Source organism: Ralstonia sp. 22111, from assembly GCF_052045895.1.
Lineage (GTDB): Bacteria > Pseudomonadota > Gammaproteobacteria > Burkholderiales > Burkholderiaceae > Ralstonia > Ralstonia wenshanensis.
This window is the reverse complement of record NZ_JBQEPR010000001.1, coordinates 1,123,537-1,141,411: the sequence shown is the minus strand read 5'-3', so window position 1 is coordinate 1,141,411 and position 17,875 is coordinate 1,123,537. Positions and strand designations below refer to the sequence as shown.

Annotated in this window: 12 protein-coding genes and 1 other RNA gene; 5 read left to right on the top strand and 8 right to left on the bottom strand. The window is 61.7% G+C overall.

The genetic code is table 11. The features are described from left to right. Positions 1 to 9: 9 nt before the first annotated feature. The 4 genes from pheA to gyrA form a co-directional block, all read right to left on the bottom strand. Entirely contained in the window at positions 10 to 1,125 is a 1,116-nt protein-coding gene (gene pheA / locus ACTJK4_RS05340; protein WP_232042287.1) for a prephenate dehydratase, read from the bottom strand. 87 nt (positions 1,126 to 1,212) lie between these two features. Continuing rightward, positions 1,213 to 2,349, bottom strand: coding sequence for a 3-phosphoserine/phosphohydroxythreonine transaminase (gene serC, locus ACTJK4_RS05335; RefSeq protein WP_232042286.1), 1,137 nt, complete (start codon positions 2,347 to 2,349; stop codon positions 1,213 to 1,215). A gap of 113 nt (positions 2,350 to 2,462) precedes the next feature. Then, positions 2,463 to 3,023, bottom strand: a complete 561-nt coding sequence (locus ACTJK4_RS05330) for a DUF2059 domain-containing protein (protein WP_012761551.1) — start codon at positions 3,021 to 3,023, stop codon at positions 2,463 to 2,465. Between the two features lie 128 nt (positions 3,024 to 3,151). Then, positions 3,152 to 5,821 carry a DNA gyrase subunit A gene (gyrA, locus tag ACTJK4_RS05325; protein WP_316878082.1) on the bottom strand — a complete coding sequence of 890 codons (2,670 nt, stop codon included), beginning with the start codon at positions 5,819 to 5,821 and terminating at the stop codon, positions 3,152 to 3,154. Between the two features lie 432 nt (positions 5,822 to 6,253). On the opposite strand from gyrA, the gene ompA reads away from it, so the two are divergent. Then, positions 6,254 to 6,910: an outer membrane protein OmpA gene (gene ompA, locus ACTJK4_RS05320; RefSeq protein WP_232042283.1), complete on the top strand. Its 657-nt coding sequence runs from the start codon at positions 6,254 to 6,256 to the stop codon at positions 6,908 to 6,910. 176 nt (positions 6,911 to 7,086) lie between these two features. Here ompA and ACTJK4_RS05315 read toward each other — a convergent pair whose 3' ends face one another. Further along, the gene (locus tag ACTJK4_RS05315) at positions 7,087 to 7,593 is read right to left on the bottom strand and encodes a glycine zipper 2TM domain-containing protein (RefSeq protein WP_316868984.1); all 507 of its coding nucleotides are present in this window, start codon (positions 7,591 to 7,593) and stop codon (positions 7,087 to 7,089) included. 160 nt (positions 7,594 to 7,753) lie between these two features. On the opposite strand from ACTJK4_RS05315, the gene ubiG reads away from it, so the two are divergent. The 4 genes from ubiG (at position 7,754) to ssrA (ending at position 13,433) form a co-directional block, all read left to right on the top strand. Continuing rightward, a complete protein-coding gene (gene ubiG / locus ACTJK4_RS05310; RefSeq protein ID WP_440816573.1) occupies positions 7,754 to 8,470 on the top strand; it encodes a bifunctional 2-polyprenyl-6-hydroxyphenol methylase/3-demethylubiquinol 3-O-methyltransferase UbiG in 717 nt (238 codons plus the stop codon). Further along, complete coding sequence (locus tag ACTJK4_RS05305; RefSeq protein ID WP_440816570.1) at positions 8,467 to 9,156, top strand: HAD-IA family hydrolase; 690 nt, start codon at positions 8,467 to 8,469, stop codon at positions 9,154 to 9,156. Before ubiG ends, ACTJK4_RS05305 begins: the two co-directional genes overlap by 4 nt. Positions 9,157 to 9,275: 119 nt before the next feature. After that, a complete protein-coding gene (locus ACTJK4_RS05300; RefSeq protein ID WP_440816567.1) occupies positions 9,276 to 13,046 on the top strand; it encodes a DUF748 domain-containing protein in 3,771 nt (1,256 codons plus the stop codon). 30 nt (positions 13,047 to 13,076) lie between these two features. Next, positions 13,077 to 13,433: a transfer-messenger RNA gene (gene ssrA / locus ACTJK4_RS05295) on the top strand. Between the two features lie 292 nt (positions 13,434 to 13,725). Here ssrA and ACTJK4_RS05290 read toward each other — a convergent pair. The 3 genes from ACTJK4_RS05290 to ACTJK4_RS05280 all read right to left on the bottom strand — a co-directional run bounded on the left by ACTJK4_RS05290 (position 13,726) and on the right by ACTJK4_RS05280 (position 17,856). Further along, positions 13,726 to 16,311 (bottom strand): fimbria/pilus outer membrane usher protein, encoded by a 2,586-nt coding sequence (locus ACTJK4_RS05290; protein WP_440816564.1) that lies wholly within the window; start codon positions 16,309 to 16,311, stop codon positions 13,726 to 13,728. A gap of 125 nt (positions 16,312 to 16,436) precedes the next feature. Then, on the bottom strand, positions 16,437 to 17,180 hold the full coding sequence (locus tag ACTJK4_RS05285; protein WP_232042277.1) for a fimbrial biogenesis chaperone: 744 nt from the start codon (positions 17,178 to 17,180) through the stop codon (positions 16,437 to 16,439). 88 nt (positions 17,181 to 17,268) lie between these two features. Continuing rightward, positions 17,269 to 17,856, bottom strand: a complete 588-nt coding sequence (locus tag ACTJK4_RS05280) for a fimbrial protein (protein ID WP_260802823.1) — start codon at positions 17,854 to 17,856, stop codon at positions 17,269 to 17,271. Positions 17,857 to 17,875: the final 19 nt, after the last annotated feature.

Below are 17,875 nucleotides of genomic sequence, written 5' to 3'. Positions count from 1 at the left end.
TTGAATCCCTCAATGTGCCGAGGGATAGGACCCCAACACTTTGAAATACGCCGCGTCGTGACGCAGCTTTTCCAGCGCGCGCGCTACCTGCGGGTCACGCTGATGGCCTTCCACATCGACGTAGAAGTAGTACTCCCACGCGCCACTGCGCGCCGGGCGCGACTCGAAGCGACACATCGACACGCCGTTCTCCGCCAACGGCGCCAGCAGCTTGTAGACAGCGCCGGCCTCGTTCGGCACCGACAGGATCAACGATGTCTGATCGCGTCCACTCGGCTCCGTCTCGTAGTTGCCGATCACGACAAAGCGCGTGCGGTTATGCGGATCGTCTTCCACATTGGCACGCACCACGTGCAAGCCGTAGCGGTTTGCCGCCTGCACGCTTGCCAGCGCGGCGACGGTTTCGTCCTCCCCCGCCATGCGCGCTGCCTCGGCGTTGCTCGACACGGCCTCACGCGGCAGATTCGGATAGTTGGTGTTCAACCACCGTTGGCACTGCGCCAGCGCCTGCGCGTGCGCGCGCACCACCTTCACCTGCGACATGTCGCCCGTCTTGTGCAACAAGTTATGGTGCACTCGCAGCGCAATCTCGCCGCTGATCTTCAACGACGTCTGCAAGAACAGATCGAGCGTGCGCGACACCACGCCTTCCGTCGAATTTTCGACCGGCACCACACCGCAATCGACCGTGCCGGACTCTGCCGCACGAAACACTTCGTCGATGCTCGGGCACGGCATCGGCTGGATCTCGTGGCCGAAATGCGCGATTACCGCCTGCTCCGAGAACGTGCCCGCCGGGCCGAGGTAGCCGATGCGCAGGGCCTGTTCCAGACCACGGCAAGCGGACATCACCTCGCGCCAGATGGCAGCGATGCTCTCGTCGTGCAGAGGCCCTTGATTGCCCGACTGCATCTTGCGGATGACCTGCAATTCGCGGTCCGGCCGGAACGCCGGCGACGAATAGCGCTTCTTCACCTCGCCCACTTCCTGCGCCACCCTGGCGCGGTCCGAGAGCAGCGTAAGCAGCTGATTGTCGATGGCGTCGATCTGCGTGCGCAACGGCGCAAGCTCCGCCGCCAATGCGGCGTCCTTGTTTTGCTTCGTATCGTCTGACTGACTGGTCATTGTAGGAATCGGGTTCGGCAACGGATTGCAAATTGCCGCGCGAAGCGGGCGCTTCGCGCAATGTTCTGCCGTGATCGAGGATCAGCCTTACGCGGACACTCTCTCAAACTCACGCATGAAGTCGACCAGCGCCTCTACGCCTTCCAGCGGCATCGCGTTGTAGATGCTCGCCCGCATGCCGCCCACGGACTTGTGGCCCTTGAGCTGCACCAACCCGCGCTCGCGCGCCTGCGTGAGGAAGGCCTCGTTGCGGGATTCGTCGTTAAGGAAGAACGGCACGTTCATGCGCGACCGGCACGTCGGATGGATCTCGTTGCGGTAGAAGCTGCTGGCGTCAATAAAGTCGTACAGCATCTTCGACTTGATGATGTTGCGCGTCTCCAGCGCCTCGACCCCGCCCTGGCGCTTGATCCACTGAAACACGAGCCCCGCGATGTAGATGGCGTAGGTGGGCGGCGTGTTGTACATCGAGCCGTTCTCGGCCACGAGACGCCAGTTGAATGCCGACGGGCACAGCGGGTGCGCGTGACCGAGAAGGTCTTTGCGAACGATGGCAATCGTCAAGCCAGCGGGGCCGATGTTTTTCTGCGCGCCACCGTACAGGACCTGATAGCCGTTCCAGTCGATCGGCCGCGAGAGGATGTGGCTCGACACGTCAGACACCACCACACGCCCGTGCGCTTGGCCGACGTCCGGCGTCTCCTGATACTCGACACCAACAATGGTTTCGTTCGTGCACAGGTGCACGTAGGCCGCGTCTGACGACAGCTTCCAGCTCGATACGTCCGGGATCTTGTGGAAGCGCTCAGCCTCGCTGGTTGCAGCGATGTTCACCTCGCCGTACTTGCGCGCTTCCTGCTGCGACTTGACCGACCACGTGCCGGTGACGACGTAGTCAGCCTTCGGTGCATCCGCCGACAGCCGACGCATCAGGTTCAGCGGCACAATGGCGTTCTCGGCGATGGCGCCGCCTTGCAGGAAGAGGATTTCGTAGTTGTCCGGCACCGCCAGCAACTGCCGCAAATCGCCGAACGCCGCTGCCAGGATGCTTTCAAACTCGCGGCCACGATGGCTCATTTCCATCACGCTCATGCCGCTGCCGTGCCAGGAGACCATCTCCTCTTTCGCCTGTTCCAGCACCTCGAGCGGCAACACCGCCGGACCTGCCGAAAAGTTGTACACACGCGCCTGGCTGGCTTGAAGGGCTCGATCCGCTTGGTTCATAGGGCGAAGGGCAAAAGAAAAATGGCTGTCTGGGCGCAAACCCAAACAGCCATTATCTACCAACTGACAGCCCGAGGGGGATTGCGCCCCCATCGTCTGCCTATGCGGCTCAATTACTTCGCAGCAGCGGCAACTTCCTTGTCAGCCATGTCGCGCATCTTCTTGCCGACTTGCGGACCGTACTTCTGCATCACGTTGCCCCACACTTCCTGCATGGCCTTGCCCTGGTTGGCCATGAACTTCTGGCCGCTCGGCGTCTTCAGGAACGTGGTCAAGTCCTTGATTTCCTGGGTCGAGTAGTACTTGCCCAGCGAATCATAGTGAGCTTGCAGAGCATCCTTGCGGAAGGCTTCCGTGTCGAAGTCCTTGCCAGCACCGTCCGTCATGCGCTGCACGGCGCCATTCTTCTTCAGCTTGTCGACAGCGGCTTGCTTCTGCTTGTCGTTCAGAGTCTTGTTCTCGACCAGTGCCTGCTCCAGCACCAGCGGGGCTTCCTGCTTGGCACCGTTGGCCAGCACTTCACCCTGACCCTTGATGGCTGCATCGACGTTCATCGTCGTCAGCAAGTCCTTGATGGCCGCCGTCTTGTCGGCGTCGCCAGCCTGCGCGAACGCAAACAGCGGAGCGAAACCAGCCACCACGATCAGATGTTTGAGTTTGAGACTCTTGTGCATTGTTGCTCCCTTGAGATAAGCGTTGCGTTTAGGCCGGGCGTGTGACGCAAAAGTTCCAAGCCCCTGCCGCGCACAGGTCCGGCATCATGACAGAACTGTGCCTAACGGCAAGCAAAAGATGTTTCCAATTATGTCTCGGTGCTGTCATCCGCCTGTGCATCGGCACCCGGGGCGGCATCCGCCACATCGGCGCCTTCGACACCATCGGCGCCTTCAGCATCGGATTCCATCACACGTTGCAGCCCGGACAGCTTGTTGCCCTCACCCACTGAGATGAGCGTGACGCCCTGCGTGGCGCGACCCATTTCCCGGATCTCGTCCACGCGCGTGCGGATCAGCACACCGCCCGTCGTGATCAGCATGATTTCGTCTTCCGGTGCCACCAGGGCAGCCGCCACCACCTTGCCGTTACGCTCGGAGGTCTGGATGGCGATCATGCCCTTCGTGCCACGACCATGTCGGGTGTATTCCGAGATCGGCGTGCGCTTGCCGTAGCCGTTTTCGGTGGCGGTCAGCACACTACCGACCACCGACTGGGCACCTTCGCCCTCGGTTTCTGCCGGCGCGACCAGCATGGCAATCACCTGCTGGCCCTCTTCCAGGTTCATACCGCGAACGCCGCGCGCTTGGCGACCCATCGGGCGCACATCGTTTTCATCGAAGCGCACCGCCTTGCCGGCGTCTGAGAACAGCATCACGTCGTGCTGACCATCGGTAATGTCCGCGCCGATCAGGAAATCGCCCTCGTCAAGATCCACCGCGATGATGCCGGCCTTGCGCGGGTTCGAGAAATCCGTCAGCGCCGTCTTCTTGACTGTCCCCTTGGAAGTCGCCATGAACACGAAATGCTGCTCATCGAACTGCTTCACCGGAAGGATCACGTTGATCTTCTCGCCCGGCGACAGCGGGAACATATTGACGATCGGACGACCGCGCGAGTTACGGCTGCCTTGCGGCACCTCCCAGACCTTCAGCCAATACAGACGGCCGCGATTCGAGAAGCAAAGGATGTAGTCGTGCGTGTTGGCGACAAATAGCGTGTCGATCCAGTCGTCTTCCTTCGTCGCGGCAGCTTGCTTGCCACGACCGCCACGCTTCTGCGCACGGTATTCGGAAATCGGCTGGCTCTTCATATAGCCGCTGTGTGACAACGTCACCACGAGATCTTGCGGCGTAATGAGGTCTTCTGTGTCCAACTCGGTCGCATTGTGCTCGATCTGCGAGCGACGCTCATCGCCAAACTCGGCGCGGATCGCGGTGAGTTCCTCGACGATGATGGCGGTAATGCGCTCTGGCCGCGCCAGGATGTCCAGCAGATCGGCGATCTGTGCCATCACTTCGCGGTATTCCTGGACGATCTTGTCCTGTTCCAGCCCGGTGAGGCGTTGCAGGCGCATCTGCAGGATTTCCTGCGCTTGCGTGTCCGACAGCTTGTACAGGCCATCGGCCTGCATACCAAAGACGGGCAACAGTCCTTCCGGGCGATACGCAGCACCGCCGCCGGAGGTTTCGCTCTCCGCGCGAACGAGCATGTCGCGCACAAGACCCGAATCCCAGCTACGGTTCATCAACTCAGCCTTGGCGACCGGCGGGGTCGGGGCAGCCTTGATGATTGCGATGAACTCATCGATGTTGGCCAGCGCAACCGCCAGACCTTCCAGGATGTGACCACGCTCGCGCGCCTTGCGCAGATCAAATACGGTGCGGCGCGTCACCACCTCGCGGCGGTGCAGCAGGAAGCACTCCAGCATCTGACGCAGGTTCAGCAGACGCGGCTGGCCGTCGACCAGCGCCACCATGTTCATGCCGAACGTATCCTGCAGCTGCGTATTCTTATAGAGGTTGTTGAGCACAACCTCCGGCACTTCGCCGCGCTTGAGTTCGATCACCACGCGCATGCCGGACTTGTCAGACTCGTCGCGAATGTCGGAAATGCCTTCGATGCGCTTTTCGGTGACCAGCTCGGCAATACGCTCGAGCAGCGTGCGCTTGTTAACTTGATACGGCAGCTCGTCGACGATGATCGCTTGACGCTGGCCGCGATCGATATCCTCGAAGTGCGTCTTGGCGCGCATCACGACGCGGCCGCGGCCGGTGCGATAGCCCTCACGGACGCCCGAAATGCCGTAGATGATGCCCGCCGTCGGGAAATCCGGCGCCGGAATCAGCTCGATCAGCTCGTCGACGGTCGCTTCCGGGTTGCGCAACAAGTGCAGGCAACCATCGACGACTTCATTCAGATTGTGCGGCGGAATGTTCGTCGCCATACCCACCGCGATCCCGGACGACCCGTTGATCAGCAGGTTGGGAATGCGAGCCGGCAGAACCGATGGTTCAGTTTCGGAGCCGTCGTAGTTCGGCTCGAAATTGACCGTTTCCTTGTCGAGGTCGGCCAGCAGTTCGTGGGCGATCTTCGACAGGCGGATTTCGGTGTAACGCATCGCCGCGGCGTTGTCGCCGTCGACCGAGCCGAAGTTGCCTTGGCCGTCGACCAGCATGTAGCGCAGAGAGAAGTTCTGCGCCATCCGCACGATGGTGTCGTATACAGCAGTGTCGCCGTGGGGGTGATACTTACCGATCACATCCCCGACGATACGGGCGGACTTCTTATAGGGGCGATTCCAGTCGTTGTTCAGCTCGTGCATCGAGTACAACGCACGACGATGCACCGGCTTGAGACCATCCCGCACATCTGGAAGGGCGCGACCTACGATCACGCTCATGGCGTAAGCGAGGTACGAGCTGCGCATTTCTTCTTCGAGCGATACCGGGAGTGTCTCTTTGGCGAATTGATCCATTGGGCGAACGGTGGGAGGTCCCCTAGTGAGCACAGTGGTGCCCACAGCGGGACGCTGCGGTTGCGCGAATAACAGAACATTTTACCATGCCGCAAGCCCCCTCCCCTCATACGCGCGAGCGACGCATCGTCAACCCCAGGCACGTTCCCTGCGAGCGCGGACAAAACCGGCGAGCCAGTCCCCATAAGGGTTTGCGAGCCATTTCCTGCCTTGTTGCGTACACACCACAAGGCCGTGGTGCCCCGTTCGAATCGCTTATATTTGCTTTTTAGGAGTGCGTGCTTGTGGCACAATCCCCCAGCGAAGAGGCAGACATTGTTCGAAGTGGAGCCTTCACCACACCGAGAATGTTATACTCCGAAGAATGTATGACTTGTTTTCGTCCCATCTGCTCGCAGTCTTCTGCGGTGATCTCATCCTGAGAGGAGAAATATGAAAAAATTTGCCAAGCTCGCGTTCGCTGCAGCTGCGGTAGCCATGGCTGCGTCCGCTTACGCTCAGTCGGTGCCCTACGAAAAGAAGGCCGTCAACGACAACTGGGGTAACGGCACGAGCGAGTGGGTCTGGAAGAACGGCACGAACGAACTGTGCTGGCGCAATGGCTTCTGGACGCCGGCAACCGCCAACGCTCAGTGCGACGGCGCTCTGGCTCCGGCTGCTGCTCCGACGGCTGCTCCGGCTGCTCCGGCTGCCCCGGTTGTGTCGAGCGAAAAGGTTACGTTCGCTGCTGACACCCTGTTCGATTTCGACAAGGCTGTGCTGAAGCCGGAAGGCAAGGCCAAGCTGGACGACCTGGTCTCGAAGCTGAAGGGCATCAACCTGGAAGTCGTGATCGCCGTTGGCCACACCGACTCGTTCGGCTCGGACAAGTACAACGACCGCCTGTCGGTCCGTCGTGCTGAAGCCGTCAAGGGCTATCTGGTCAGCAAGGGCATCGAAGCCAACCGTGTCTACACGGAAGGCAAGGGCAAGCGCCAGCTGAAGGTTGATCCGAAGTCGTGCAAGGGTTCGCGCAAGGCACAAATCGCCTGCCAGCAACCGAACCGCCGCGTGGACGTCGAAGTGGTCGGCACCCGCAAGGCTCAGTAATTCGGTTCACACCGGGAAAAAGCCCAGCGAAAGCTGGGCTTTTTTTTCGCCTGTACACCGGCAAACGCCCTCCTCTGGGCTGCTGCGGAAAGGGCACTAAAAAAGCGATGACGCCAGATGCGCCATCGCTTTTTTGTTTGGGGCACCCGATGCCCCTCTTCTCATGGCCGCCCTTCTTATTGATAGGAAGGTGTCGCCTGGTCGTTAGCAACCATGGCGCGATCGCCAACGCGCAGATTGTTCGGGTTTCGCTGGGTCACGGTGGCGACGCGACCATCGTCCAGGCGCACGGTGATCCGGTACACCGTTTGCCCACCCGCTCCGGCGCGCTGTTCGACCTGGTTGCCCGCATAGGCACCGAGTGCTGCGCCACCAATAGTCGCGACTGTGTTGCCCGTACCGCCGCCAACCTGATGACCCAGAATGCCGCCGGCCACACCGCCGATGATCGTGCCCAAAATGCCCGGGCTATTTGCCGGGGCCTGCATCGGCTGGATCGATTCGACCCGGCCGTAAAGGGCGCCCGTTTGCTGCGGCTGCCCGCTATAAGCCGGTTGTTGGCCATAGGCGGGCTGCTGAGCATACCCACCGTTATAGCCACCGCCGTAACCGGGCGCGGCGCAGCCCGCCAGCACTGTCAGGCCCGCAACACCCAGTCCCATCAGAATATGTTTGGATTTCATTGATCTCTCCTTGAGCGAAGGTGACAGTTGGAGGAAGTGCATGCGCATTTGTTCACCTCTGTTTCAATGTGAAACCTTTTTGCGAACCCCATAATTTGGTCGGGGCGATGCTTTTTGGTACATTTCCTCACCTAGCCGATATGCCCTGGCGCAGCGCAACATGACGACCAATCACGCGAACGCCGATCCCGGCGAACTCGAAAAATTCAGCGAACTCGCCCACCGCTGGTGGGATCCGAACAGCGAGTTCAAACCCCTCCACGAAATCAATCCGCTGCGCCTTGACTGGATTCAGTCGATTGCGCCGCTGGTTGGCAAGCGCGTCGTAGACGTCGGTTGCGGCGGCGGCATCCTCTCAGAGAGCATGGCGCGTGCCGGCGCTAACGTCAAAGGCATCGATCTGTCCCGCAAAGCATTGCGTGTTGCAGACCTGCACAGCCTCGAGGCGGGCGTTACCGTCGATTACGAGGAGATCGCCGCGGAAGCGCTGGCCGCACGCGAGCCGGGTAGCTTCGATGTCGTTACTTGCATGGAGATGCTCGAACATGTGCCGGATCCGGCATCCGTTGTTCGCGCGTGCGCGACATTGGTGAAGCCGGGCGGTTACGTATTTTTTTCGACCATCCACCGGAACGCCAAGGCGTATCTGCTGGCGGTCATTGGCGCGGAGTATGTCCTCAACATGCTGCCGCGCGGCACGCATGATTACGCCAAGTTCATTCGCCCCTCAGAGCTGAGCGCGTTCGTACGCGGGGCCGGCCTGCAGGCTCAAGAGATGCGCGGGCTGGAATACAACCCGCTCACCGGCCGCTACGCCCTTACGCAGGACACCAGCGTCAACTACCTGATGGCGACGCGCCGTCCGGCCGAGGCATGACGGTGCGCCAGTTCCCCGATCCGCTGGGCGCGGTGCTGTTCGACCTGGACGGCACGCTTGCTGACACGGCCCCTGATCTGGCCGCGGCGGCCAACAAGGTGCGCACCGACCGCGGCCTCGAACCGGTGGACTACGAAGCGCTCCGCCCGGTTGCCTCGCATGGTGCCCGCGGGCTGATTGGCGTGGCGTTCGGCGTTGGGCCCGAGGATGCGGAATTCGAATCCCTACGGCTGGCGTTTCTCGCCAACTACGAGGCGGAGATCTGCGTGCGCACGCGGTTGTTTCCAGGCATGGCCGACGTGCTGCTGGAACTGGGCCGCGCAGGCATTCCCTGGGGCATCGTCACCAACAAGTCGGAGCGCTTGACGGTTCCGCTGGTTGCGCAGTTGCCGTTGCCGGTGCCGCCAGCCTGTGTCGTCGCGGGCGACACCACGCCGCATGCCAAGCCCCACCCCGCCCCGCTGCTCCATGCGGCCGAATCCATCGGCGTCAATGCACGGCAGATCGTCTACGTGGGCGATGACCTTCGCGATATCGAAGCCGGCCGTGCTGCCGGCATGCCTACCATTGCGGCCAGTTACGGCTATTGTGGTAATGGACCATCGCCCGTGGAATGGCGCGCCGATGCGCTGATTGCCAGCGCGGCCGAGCTGATTCCGCTGTTGCTCGAATCGCAACGCGCTTGACCACGATGCCCAGGTGAATGCCTGGGCGTCGCACCTTTCAGGACCGCCGCCTCCCATCGGGGACGTGGCGGTCGACCGACTGACGAAGTAGGCCACGCCATGGCCGGACCGACACCAGCATGAGCACCTCCCCCGATTCGCGCCCTGATCTGCAATCGAATACCAATGGCTGGCGCGCGCGGCTTGATCGCGTGCGCGGTACGGCAGGCTGGCAACGCGCGGCTCAGGTTGGTACATCGCGACGCACCAAGCGCACCGCGATCGGCGTGCTGATCTTCTTGGTGGCATTCGGGCTGCTGGGCGCATTCGGTGGCCCGCCGCTGCTGCGACACCTGGCGCAAACGCAACTCAGTACGCTGCTGGAACGGCCGGTTTCGGTCGGCAAGATCAGTATCAACCCATACACGCTGCGGCTTGATGTTGACCAGCTCCACATTGCCGAGCGCGACGGCAAGACGCCGTTCGTCGACGTCGGCCATCTGCATGTGAACGCGTCGTGGAGTTCGATCTTCCGCCGCGCGCCCGTCATTGAAGAGCTCAGCATCGAGGCGCCGCAGGTGCGTATCGTGCGCACCGCCGAACAGCGCTTCAACTTCTCCGACATCGTCGACAGGCTAAGCCAGCCGGCGAACCCACCCAAGCCCAAGTCGAACGAGCCGGCGCGCTTCGTCTTTGCCAATCTGCAGTTGGCCAACGGCGCGATCGATTTTGTCGACCAGCCGCTCGGTACGGAACACAAGGTGGATGGCCTGCAAATCGGCGTGCCTTTCCTGGCGAGCCTGCCAGCCGATGTGGACATCTTCGTGCAACCGCTGCTGGCAGCGCGCATCGATGGCGCACCGCTGCATTTTGCGGGCAAGACAAAGCCATTTGCCGATTCGCTCGAATCCAACCTCAACGTCAAGATCGATGGTCTCGATCTGCCCCGCTACCTCGGCTACGTGCCCGGCCCACTGCCGGTGGCGGTGCCGCAAGGCAAGCTGACGACCGACCTGACGATCGAGTTCCAGAAGCCGAAGACCGGTGCTCCGGTACTGCGCGTGCACGGCACAGCCGGCCTCGACAACCTGGAGGTGGTGGATGCCAAGAAAGCGCCACTGGTGGCTGCCAAACAGGTGCGCGCAACACTTGCCGACGTGCGCCCGCTCGACAACGTATTCCACCTCGATACGCTGACGCTGGATGGCGTACGCGTCGATGCCACGCGTGGTACAGATGGAGCGATCAATTTCGCGCAACTCGGCGGCAAACCCGTACCTGCCGAAGCGAATGCTGCCAAGGCAGAGCCTGCGCCGGCCGCCAAGCCGAAGCCCTTGGATGTGGTGGTCAGCAAGCTGCAACTGGCGAACAGCACGGTCCATTGGCGAGATTCGACCACGCAGCCGGCTGCCGACCTGACACTGGAAGACCTCCACGGTGACTTTGGCGTGCGCACGTTGGGCGGCCCGACCACGCTTGATGTGGGCGCCAAGCTGGCGCAAGGCGGCGCGCTCAATGTTAAGGGCAGCATATTGCTGGAGAAAAGCACCGGCGAGCTGGAGCTGAAACTGGATGGCGTGAAGCTGGCCGGCATCGGCCCGTATCTGCGCCAGGCGGGCGCACCGCAATTGCAGAACGGCGCGCTGTCGGCCGACGGCAAGGTGGCGCTCGACTTCGGGCCTGACAAATTCAACGTGCGTGCGGAACCGCTGACCGCCAGCCTGGCCGATCTGTCGCTGGCGCCATCCACGGGCAAAGACACTGCGCTGCGCGCCAAGCTGCTGCGCGCGGATGTAAAGAGCTTTGACCTGAGCGCCCGCACCATCGCACTGAACGAAGTACGCGCCGACGGGCTGCAGATCGACGCACTGCGCAAGAAGGACGGTACGACCACGTTGACGCTGCTCGACGGTCCTCAAACGGCAGCGGGCAAATCGGCGGCGCCGGCCAAGTCCAGCGCAAAATCGAACGCCCCGGCCGAAAAACCCTGGGCTGTGACGGTGCAAACGCTGAAGCTGGACAACAGTGCCGTCGGCTTTGAAGACCAATCCAATTCGCGCCCGGTCAAGGTACGTGTCGAGCCGCTGAACGTGGTCGTGCAGAACGCGTCCTCCGACCTGGGCAAACCCGTCAACGTGCAGATCGGTGCGGGGCTGGGTACCAAGGGCAAGCTCGATGTACGCGGCGAGGTGGTACCGCAGCCGCTGAAGGCCGACCTGCGCGTTAACTCGCAGAACCTGTCACTCGCGGGTTTTGACCCGTATCTGGACAAGTCGTTGAACGCGGCGATTACCAGCGCGTTGCTATCGATGGACGGGCGCCTCGTCCTCAACCAGGGCAAAGCGCTGACCGTGAACTACCAGGGCAACGCGACGCTGGGCAACGTGCGCCTGCAAGATCGCGTGAGTTCCGACGACTTCCTGCGCTGGCGCTCGCTCGCGCTCAACCGCATCCAGGCCAACTATGACGGCGCCACGCCGCATGTGCGTGTGGGCGCGGTGGCACTATCGACGTTTTACGCGCGGATCATCATCAACCCGAATGGGCGCCTGAACCTGCAAGATATCCGCGTGCAGCCGACCGAGGAGCGACGCTCGCTGACCCAGAGCGAACCTGCATCGGCATCGGGCGCTGCAGCTTCCGCCCCGGCAGCCGCACCCGTGGTGGCTTCGGCGCCTGCATCGGCTGTCACCGTAACAGCCACCGCGCCCGCACCCAAGGCCGGCGGCGCAGACCTGCGCGTTGACGCCATCACGCTGCAGGACGGGAACATCCGCTTCACTGACAACTTCGTCAAACCGAACTACACCGCCAACCTTACGGCCATCGGCGGCTCCATTGGCACGATCAGCACCGCCGCCAACCAGACACCCGCGGAAGTGACGCTGCGCGGCAGTGTCGACGGCACGGCACCGGTAGATATCCACGGCAAGGTCAACCCGCTCGCCCCCACGGCCTTTGTGGATCTCACAGCCAAGGCCGACGGCGTCGAGCTGACCAACCTCACGCCCTACTCCGCCAAATACGCCGGCTACCCGATCACCAAGGGCAAGCTGACGATGGATCTGCACTACTTGCTCGACCAGGGCAAGCTGACCGCCGACAACCATATCTTCATCGACCAGCTGACCTTCGGCGACCGTGTAGAAAGCAAGGACGCCACCAATTTGCCCGTGCGACTGGCGGTGGCCCTGCTGAAGAATTCGCGCGGCGAGATCGACGTGCGCGTGCCGGTGTCAGGCTCGCTCGATGATCCGCAGTTCAGCATCGGCGGCGTCATCCTGCGCGCGTTCGTGAACCTCATCGCACGTGCCGTGACGGCGCCGTTCTCGTTGCTGGCGAGTGCGTTCGGCGGCAGCGGCGGCGAAGAACTCGGCTACATCGAATTCGATCCGGGCACGTCGGACATCAGCCAGGCATCGGCGGCCAAGCTCGACAAGCTCGCCACTGCGCTGAAGGACCGCCCGGCACTGAAGGTCGACATCATCGGCCGCGTCGATCCGGAGTTCGACCGCGACGGCCTGCGCCGGGAGGCGGTGAATCGTCAGATTCGCGAGCAGAAGCTCAAGGACGCCGGCGACGCTGCTGAGGCAGACACAACGGTCAAGCCGGAAGAGGAAAACAAGTATCTTGAACGCGCCTACAAGGCCGCCAAGTTCCCCAAACCGCGCAACGTGATCGGGCTTGCGAAATCGTTGCCGCCCGACGAGATGCGCAAGCTGATGGAAACCAACGTGCAAGTGACGGATGCTGACCTGCGGGAACTCGCCCAGCGCCGTGCCAACGCCGTCCATGTGGCGCTGGCAGAACGTGTGGAGCCTGGACGTCTCTTCGTGGTAGCGCCCAAGCTCAGTGCCGATGGCATCAAGGACAAAGGTAAGACGACACGGGTTGATTTCGCGCTGAAGTAACCCATCTGTGGGATAATTCTCTTCTTCTCTGGGGCCGACCTGGTTTCGACGTGGGTTGCGAAGCAGTGAGGGCATACCGAGGACCCGTCACCTCGTTAATCAATGGGAATGCAATAACTGCTAACGACGAACGTTACGCACTGGCAGCCTAAGGGCCGCCGTCCTCGCACTGGCTCGCTGACGGGCTAGGGTCGAAAGACTAGCGAGGTCATTTACGTCAGATAAGCTCTAGGTGAGTCACGGGCCTAGAGACGAAAACTTAGTGAATCGCCGTCGTAGAGCGTGTTCGTCCGCGATGCGGCGGTTAAATCAAATGACAGAACTAAGTATGTAGAACTCTCTGTGGAGGGCTTGCGGACGCGGGTTCGATTCCCGCCGGCTCCACCAAATGCAAAACCCCAACCGTTCTCGGTTGGGGTTTTTTCTTTTCGGCACACGCGCCTGCGGGACCTGCCCCGCGGAAGGATCGACCTAGCCGCTTCGGCTCACTGCAAGACATGCATGGCAGACGAGCCAGTCGAGCCGCCTCACGCCGCGCCAGTCATAGCTCATCGCAAAAACGACAGACGTATTCGCGGTGCCCATCCTTGCCTTGCCTTAATTGCGGCACTTAGTGTCGAGGCCGGCAGCGGTGGCACCTGAAGATCGTCAAGACCGATGACGTTACGCCTGCCCGACCTCATCGGCAGCGCAGCGTCTGCCTCTGGTAGTTCCGTCCGGGTTCAGCCTGGCGCAACGCATATGGCGCCTGACACTGGTTGTCTTTCCACTTCACCGACAAGGTACCCTGTTCCTGATTGAGCAACACAAATGCATTCCCGTTCGGATCTGCGATGCCGAGGTGCCTGCCGGTTTGTGCGTCTTCCACGCTCGCGCCAAAAGGCACCGGCGTCCCATTCGCCTGCTGGAGTGCGAACTGGGCGCGCTGGCCACTGTAACCCTTGAAGGTCGCCTGCACGATCGCGCCGCGGCGCGGCACCACCTGCTTGACGGTGTCCTCCAGTTCCACATCCGCACCCAGGTTATGCGTCTCGGGGCTCAGTGCGTTCAGGCGATACGGCTGCGCATAGGTGATCACTGCGTACCCGTTGCGGCCGACCGAGGTGCCAGCATCGGTCTTCACGTCCACGCCCTTGAGCCCTTCCACCTTCATCAGCGCGAAGGTATCTCCCACGGTGCGGCTCAAGTTGACGCCGCCGCGATGGACCACCACAGAGCCTGTGGCGCCAACGCTAGTCGATTGGTAGTCGCGTGCAACGTTCACGTTGGCGTTGAGCTGCCCCATGTCGGTGTCTCGGGTGATGCTTGCCCCGCCGGTGGCGCCGCGTCCACTGCCGGTGTAACCGGCCTGCATGGCATACGAGGTTTTCTCGTTGACAAAGCCGCTCAGACCGCTCTGGACATTGGTGCCGCCGTTATTGCTATTACTGATATTGGTATACGCACGCCCCGACCGCAGCTTGCCACCCAGCGGAATCGACATCGTCAGCATGATTTGCGTGCTGTTGCCGTTTCCGCTAAACCGGGTGTCCTTCGTCTGGCTCAGGCTGAGGTTGTAGCTCAACTGTTTCCAGTTGTTGCCATAACCCACACTAAGACTGCGGCTCGACCCGGGCTGGTTCCAGTAGGTCTGCTGGCTGACGTTCAAGTAAACGCTGCCGTATCGGCGGTCCACGCCACCCAGGTCCTGGCTGGTCGTCAGGTCAATACGTGAGCGACTGCGCCCGGACTGAAAGCCGAGGCCGTTGACCCAACCATTGCTTGCGGTGCTACTGAGATCGTTGACGTGATCGTTGAAGGTGCGGTAACCGGACGTCGAATATCGATAGGCAGCAAGCGTGAAGTTAGTGTTAGTGCTGGTAAATGTCTTGGCGTACAGAACCCGCACACTCTGCCCGGTGTCCCGCTTACCGCGCACCCGGCTGGTGGATTGGGTCACATCGACGGAAAGCGCGCCAATGGGTGTGTTGGTGCCGACACCCACGTTCACTGCCTGGAAGTCCTTTGATACCTGCAGGCCCCCAGCTACCGTGCTGTTATCAGTCAGTCCATAGACGAGCGAGCCGCTGACAAGATTGGGCGACGGGCCCTGCTCGCCATCGTATTTACCGGCGGCAAAGTTGTACTTGAGCCGCCCTTTGCGCAGCATCAACGGCAGGCTTGAAAACGCCTGGTGCGTGACGCGCCTGCTGCCGTCGGCTTCGATCACGGTGATCTCAAGATCGCCGTTGGAGCCGGACGGGAAAATATCGGTGAGTTGGAATGGGCCAGGCGGGACATTGGCCCGATAGAGGACATAGCCACTCTGACGTACCTCGACCACCGCATTGGTAGCGGCTTGTCCGCGCACCACCGGCGCGTAACCACGCTCGCTGTCGGGCAGCATGGCATCGTCGGAGCCGACTTGCACCCCGCGAAACCGCACGCTGTCGAACAACGTTGAATCGGAGTACTGCTCGCCGAGACTCAATTGGCCCTTGATAGCATCGACGTCGCGCTGCACCAGCGTGCGGTTGCTCTTGAAGCGGGTCTGGCCGCTGTTGCTTCCACTGACCGTGGACTCGTTTCTCAGTCGCCAACGGCCAATATTCACGCCGTTCTGCAGGCCAATGAAATAGCTGCTGCTGTCGCTACCAATGCGAGTGTGGCCGTAGTTGCCGCTGAACTGGTAATTGACGTAGCCAGCTGTTACGCCTTCGTCCCACAGAGCCGGGTCCACGTAGCCACGTGCTGCACGCGAGAGAAATGCCTGCGGAATGCTCAGATTCAGCTGCAGTCGGCCGGCGTCGAAATCGACTGAGGCCTGATCCATCACGTGTGGCAGATCAAGGCACGCCTGGCTATTGATGTCCAGCGGCGGGGTCACGCTGCTCAGATTGACGCCGAAGTCGTGCAGCATCTTGGCTGTCAGGCATGGGCGGAGCTGGGTTTTGTCACTGTCCTGATAAAAGTCGATATCACGGCGGCCCACCAGATTGCCGTTGACTTCCACCTCGACCCGATAGGTGCCAGGCGGCACGCTGCTGCCGGAACTGAGCACGGCGCTCAGGTCCGCCGGGCGCCCTTGGCCATGCAAAAAGCTCGTGTTGTACGCGAGCAGCATTGGATCAGCCTGCGCAACGAGCGCCTCCCCTTCGGCGGCCCGCGCGCTGTTCATCATCGCAAGACACACGGCCAGGTAGAGCGGCGTTGCGCTGGGGCGTGCAGCAGCCGTATTTCCATTGGTCCTTCTGGAGACCGCTTTGGTCGTCTGGCGGGTAGACATCGCAATGCTCGCTTCTGGCTTGGTGAATCGGGGGGCTGTCACATAGGCAAGCTCCGCTACGGTTAGCGCGGGCTTATCCAGCCCGGGCGGGCTGGCGCAATCGAACCGGCTGGCAGCCGGCTCGATCAGTTGCCGGTGGAAACCGGCGTGCTCGGCTGACTGCCGTGCAAGGTGACGCGGTAGCTTTGGCGGCCGCCATAGTCATTGATGACGTCGTAGCGCAGCTCCGGCACGGCGGTACTGGCCGGCAACTTCACGGGCAACGCCACCGTGGCGCCGGGGGCAACCATCTTCGCGTCGATGACGGGTTCTTCTGCGCTGCCGCTGTGTACCTTTGCATCCACCACGGTCACGTTGTAGAGACTCGGGTTGCTCAAACGCAGCATCGCCTTGCTGCCATCCTGGTTGAGCTGCCATTGCAGGCTGGCCGGAGCCTTCTGGGGGTCCGCGTTCAAACCAGCCGGCCGATAGAACACCTTGATGCGCTGGCGGACAGCCAGTTGCAATACGTTGTCGTTGTGGGCTGTCTGCGGAACCTCTTGTACATTCAACCAGAAGGCCGACTCACGATCTGCCGGCATACCCACCCCTTCGTACAGCACCCGCAGCATTTGCTGCTGCTTTGCAGCCAACTTGGCCAGCGGCGGGGTGATGGCAAACGGCAGTTGACCGTGTGCGCCTTCATCAAGCGGATCAAGCCACGCCTGGATCAATGCATCGCCACCGTCGTTGTTGACGACCACGGAGGTTTCCTTGTTCTTGCCGTCAAAGATCAGCCGCGTGGTGCTGAGGGAAATGCTGGCGTGACTCGCGGACGCAGCCAACGCGCACGCCAACGCCGCGCCAACGGCGCATCGTTTTGCTTTCATATCCGGAATAGCCTGTGAAATAGACGGCAGCGGCGTAATGACCGCTGCCGATTGAAGCCAGCCGTGTTGGCTGGCGCTTGTCTTACGCTTACTCGTAGGTGAGCGTGAACGGCAGGCTGGCGTTGGCGATACCCGGTTTGATCTTCGTCGGGTCTGCAGCCACATAGGCTGCGGCGAAGCGCACGTTGACTGCGCCACCGGTCGACGGCACCGTGGTTTGTGCCAGCAGGTTGCCGGCGCTGAGGTCGAACGCGTTTGCGCCAGCGCCCGTACCTTCGTACACGGCAATGCTCACGCCTTGTGCGAAGCCTGCGGCGGTGTTGCCGTTGTTCACGCGCAGCGTCTTCTTGTCTGCGCTCAGCTCAGCCGTCTTGCCGGCGAACTTCATGCTGACCTTGGCGCCCGTCTTGCAGACCACGTCAATGTTGGCCGAGCCAGCGCCGTTGGCGAGGTTCTTCGGTGCAGTCAGCGTACCGATGTCATCGGCAGCAATGGTGCCCATGTCGACGTTGATGGTGCCCGCGTCGCCGGCGAGCGAGGACACCTTGCAGGTGTCGCTCAGGATCGTGCCTTGGAAATTGATGACGCCATCCACCGACGTAGGCGTCGTTTGGGCCATTGCGGCGGCCGACAGCGTAGACATGGCGACGCCAGCCAGGAACAGTTTTGCTTTCATTGACTTACCCTTAGATTGA

Excerpts from the sequence above, each read along its gene's own strand:
- ACTJK4_RS05305 (WP_440816570.1), top strand. The coding sequence starts at position 8,467 with ATGACGGTGCGCCAGTTCCCCGATCCGCTGGGCGCGGTGCTGTTCGAC.
- pheA (WP_232042287.1), bottom strand. The coding sequence starts at position 1,125 with ATGACCAGTCAGTCAGACGATACGAAGCAAAACAAGGACGCCGCATTG.
- ACTJK4_RS05280 (WP_260802823.1), bottom strand. The coding sequence starts at position 17,856 with ATGAAAGCAAAACTGTTCCTGGCTGGCGTCGCCATGTCTACGCTGTCG.
- serC (WP_232042286.1), bottom strand. The coding sequence starts at position 2,349 with ATGAACCAAGCGGATCGAGCCCTTCAAGCCAGCCAGGCGCGTGTGTAC.
- ACTJK4_RS05285 (WP_232042277.1), bottom strand. The coding sequence starts at position 17,180 with ATGAAAGCAAAACGATGCGCCGTTGGCGCGGCGTTGGCGTGCGCGTTG.
- ACTJK4_RS05290 (WP_440816564.1), bottom strand. The coding sequence starts at position 16,311 with ATGTCTACCCGCCAGACGACCAAAGCGGTCTCCAGAAGGACCAATGGA.
- ompA (WP_232042283.1), top strand. The coding sequence starts at position 6,254 with ATGAAAAAATTTGCCAAGCTCGCGTTCGCTGCAGCTGCGGTAGCCATG.
- ubiG (WP_440816573.1), top strand. The coding sequence starts at position 7,754 with ATGACGACCAATCACGCGAACGCCGATCCCGGCGAACTCGAAAAATTC.
- ACTJK4_RS05315 (WP_316868984.1), bottom strand. The coding sequence starts at position 7,593 with ATGAAATCCAAACATATTCTGATGGGACTGGGTGTTGCGGGCCTGACA.
- ACTJK4_RS05330 (WP_012761551.1), bottom strand. The coding sequence starts at position 3,023 with ATGCACAAGAGTCTCAAACTCAAACATCTGATCGTGGTGGCTGGTTTC.
- ACTJK4_RS05300 (WP_440816567.1), top strand. The coding sequence starts at position 9,276 with ATGAGCACCTCCCCCGATTCGCGCCCTGATCTGCAATCGAATACCAAT.
- gyrA (WP_316878082.1), bottom strand. The coding sequence starts at position 5,821 with ATGGATCAATTCGCCAAAGAGACACTCCCGGTATCGCTCGAAGAAGAA.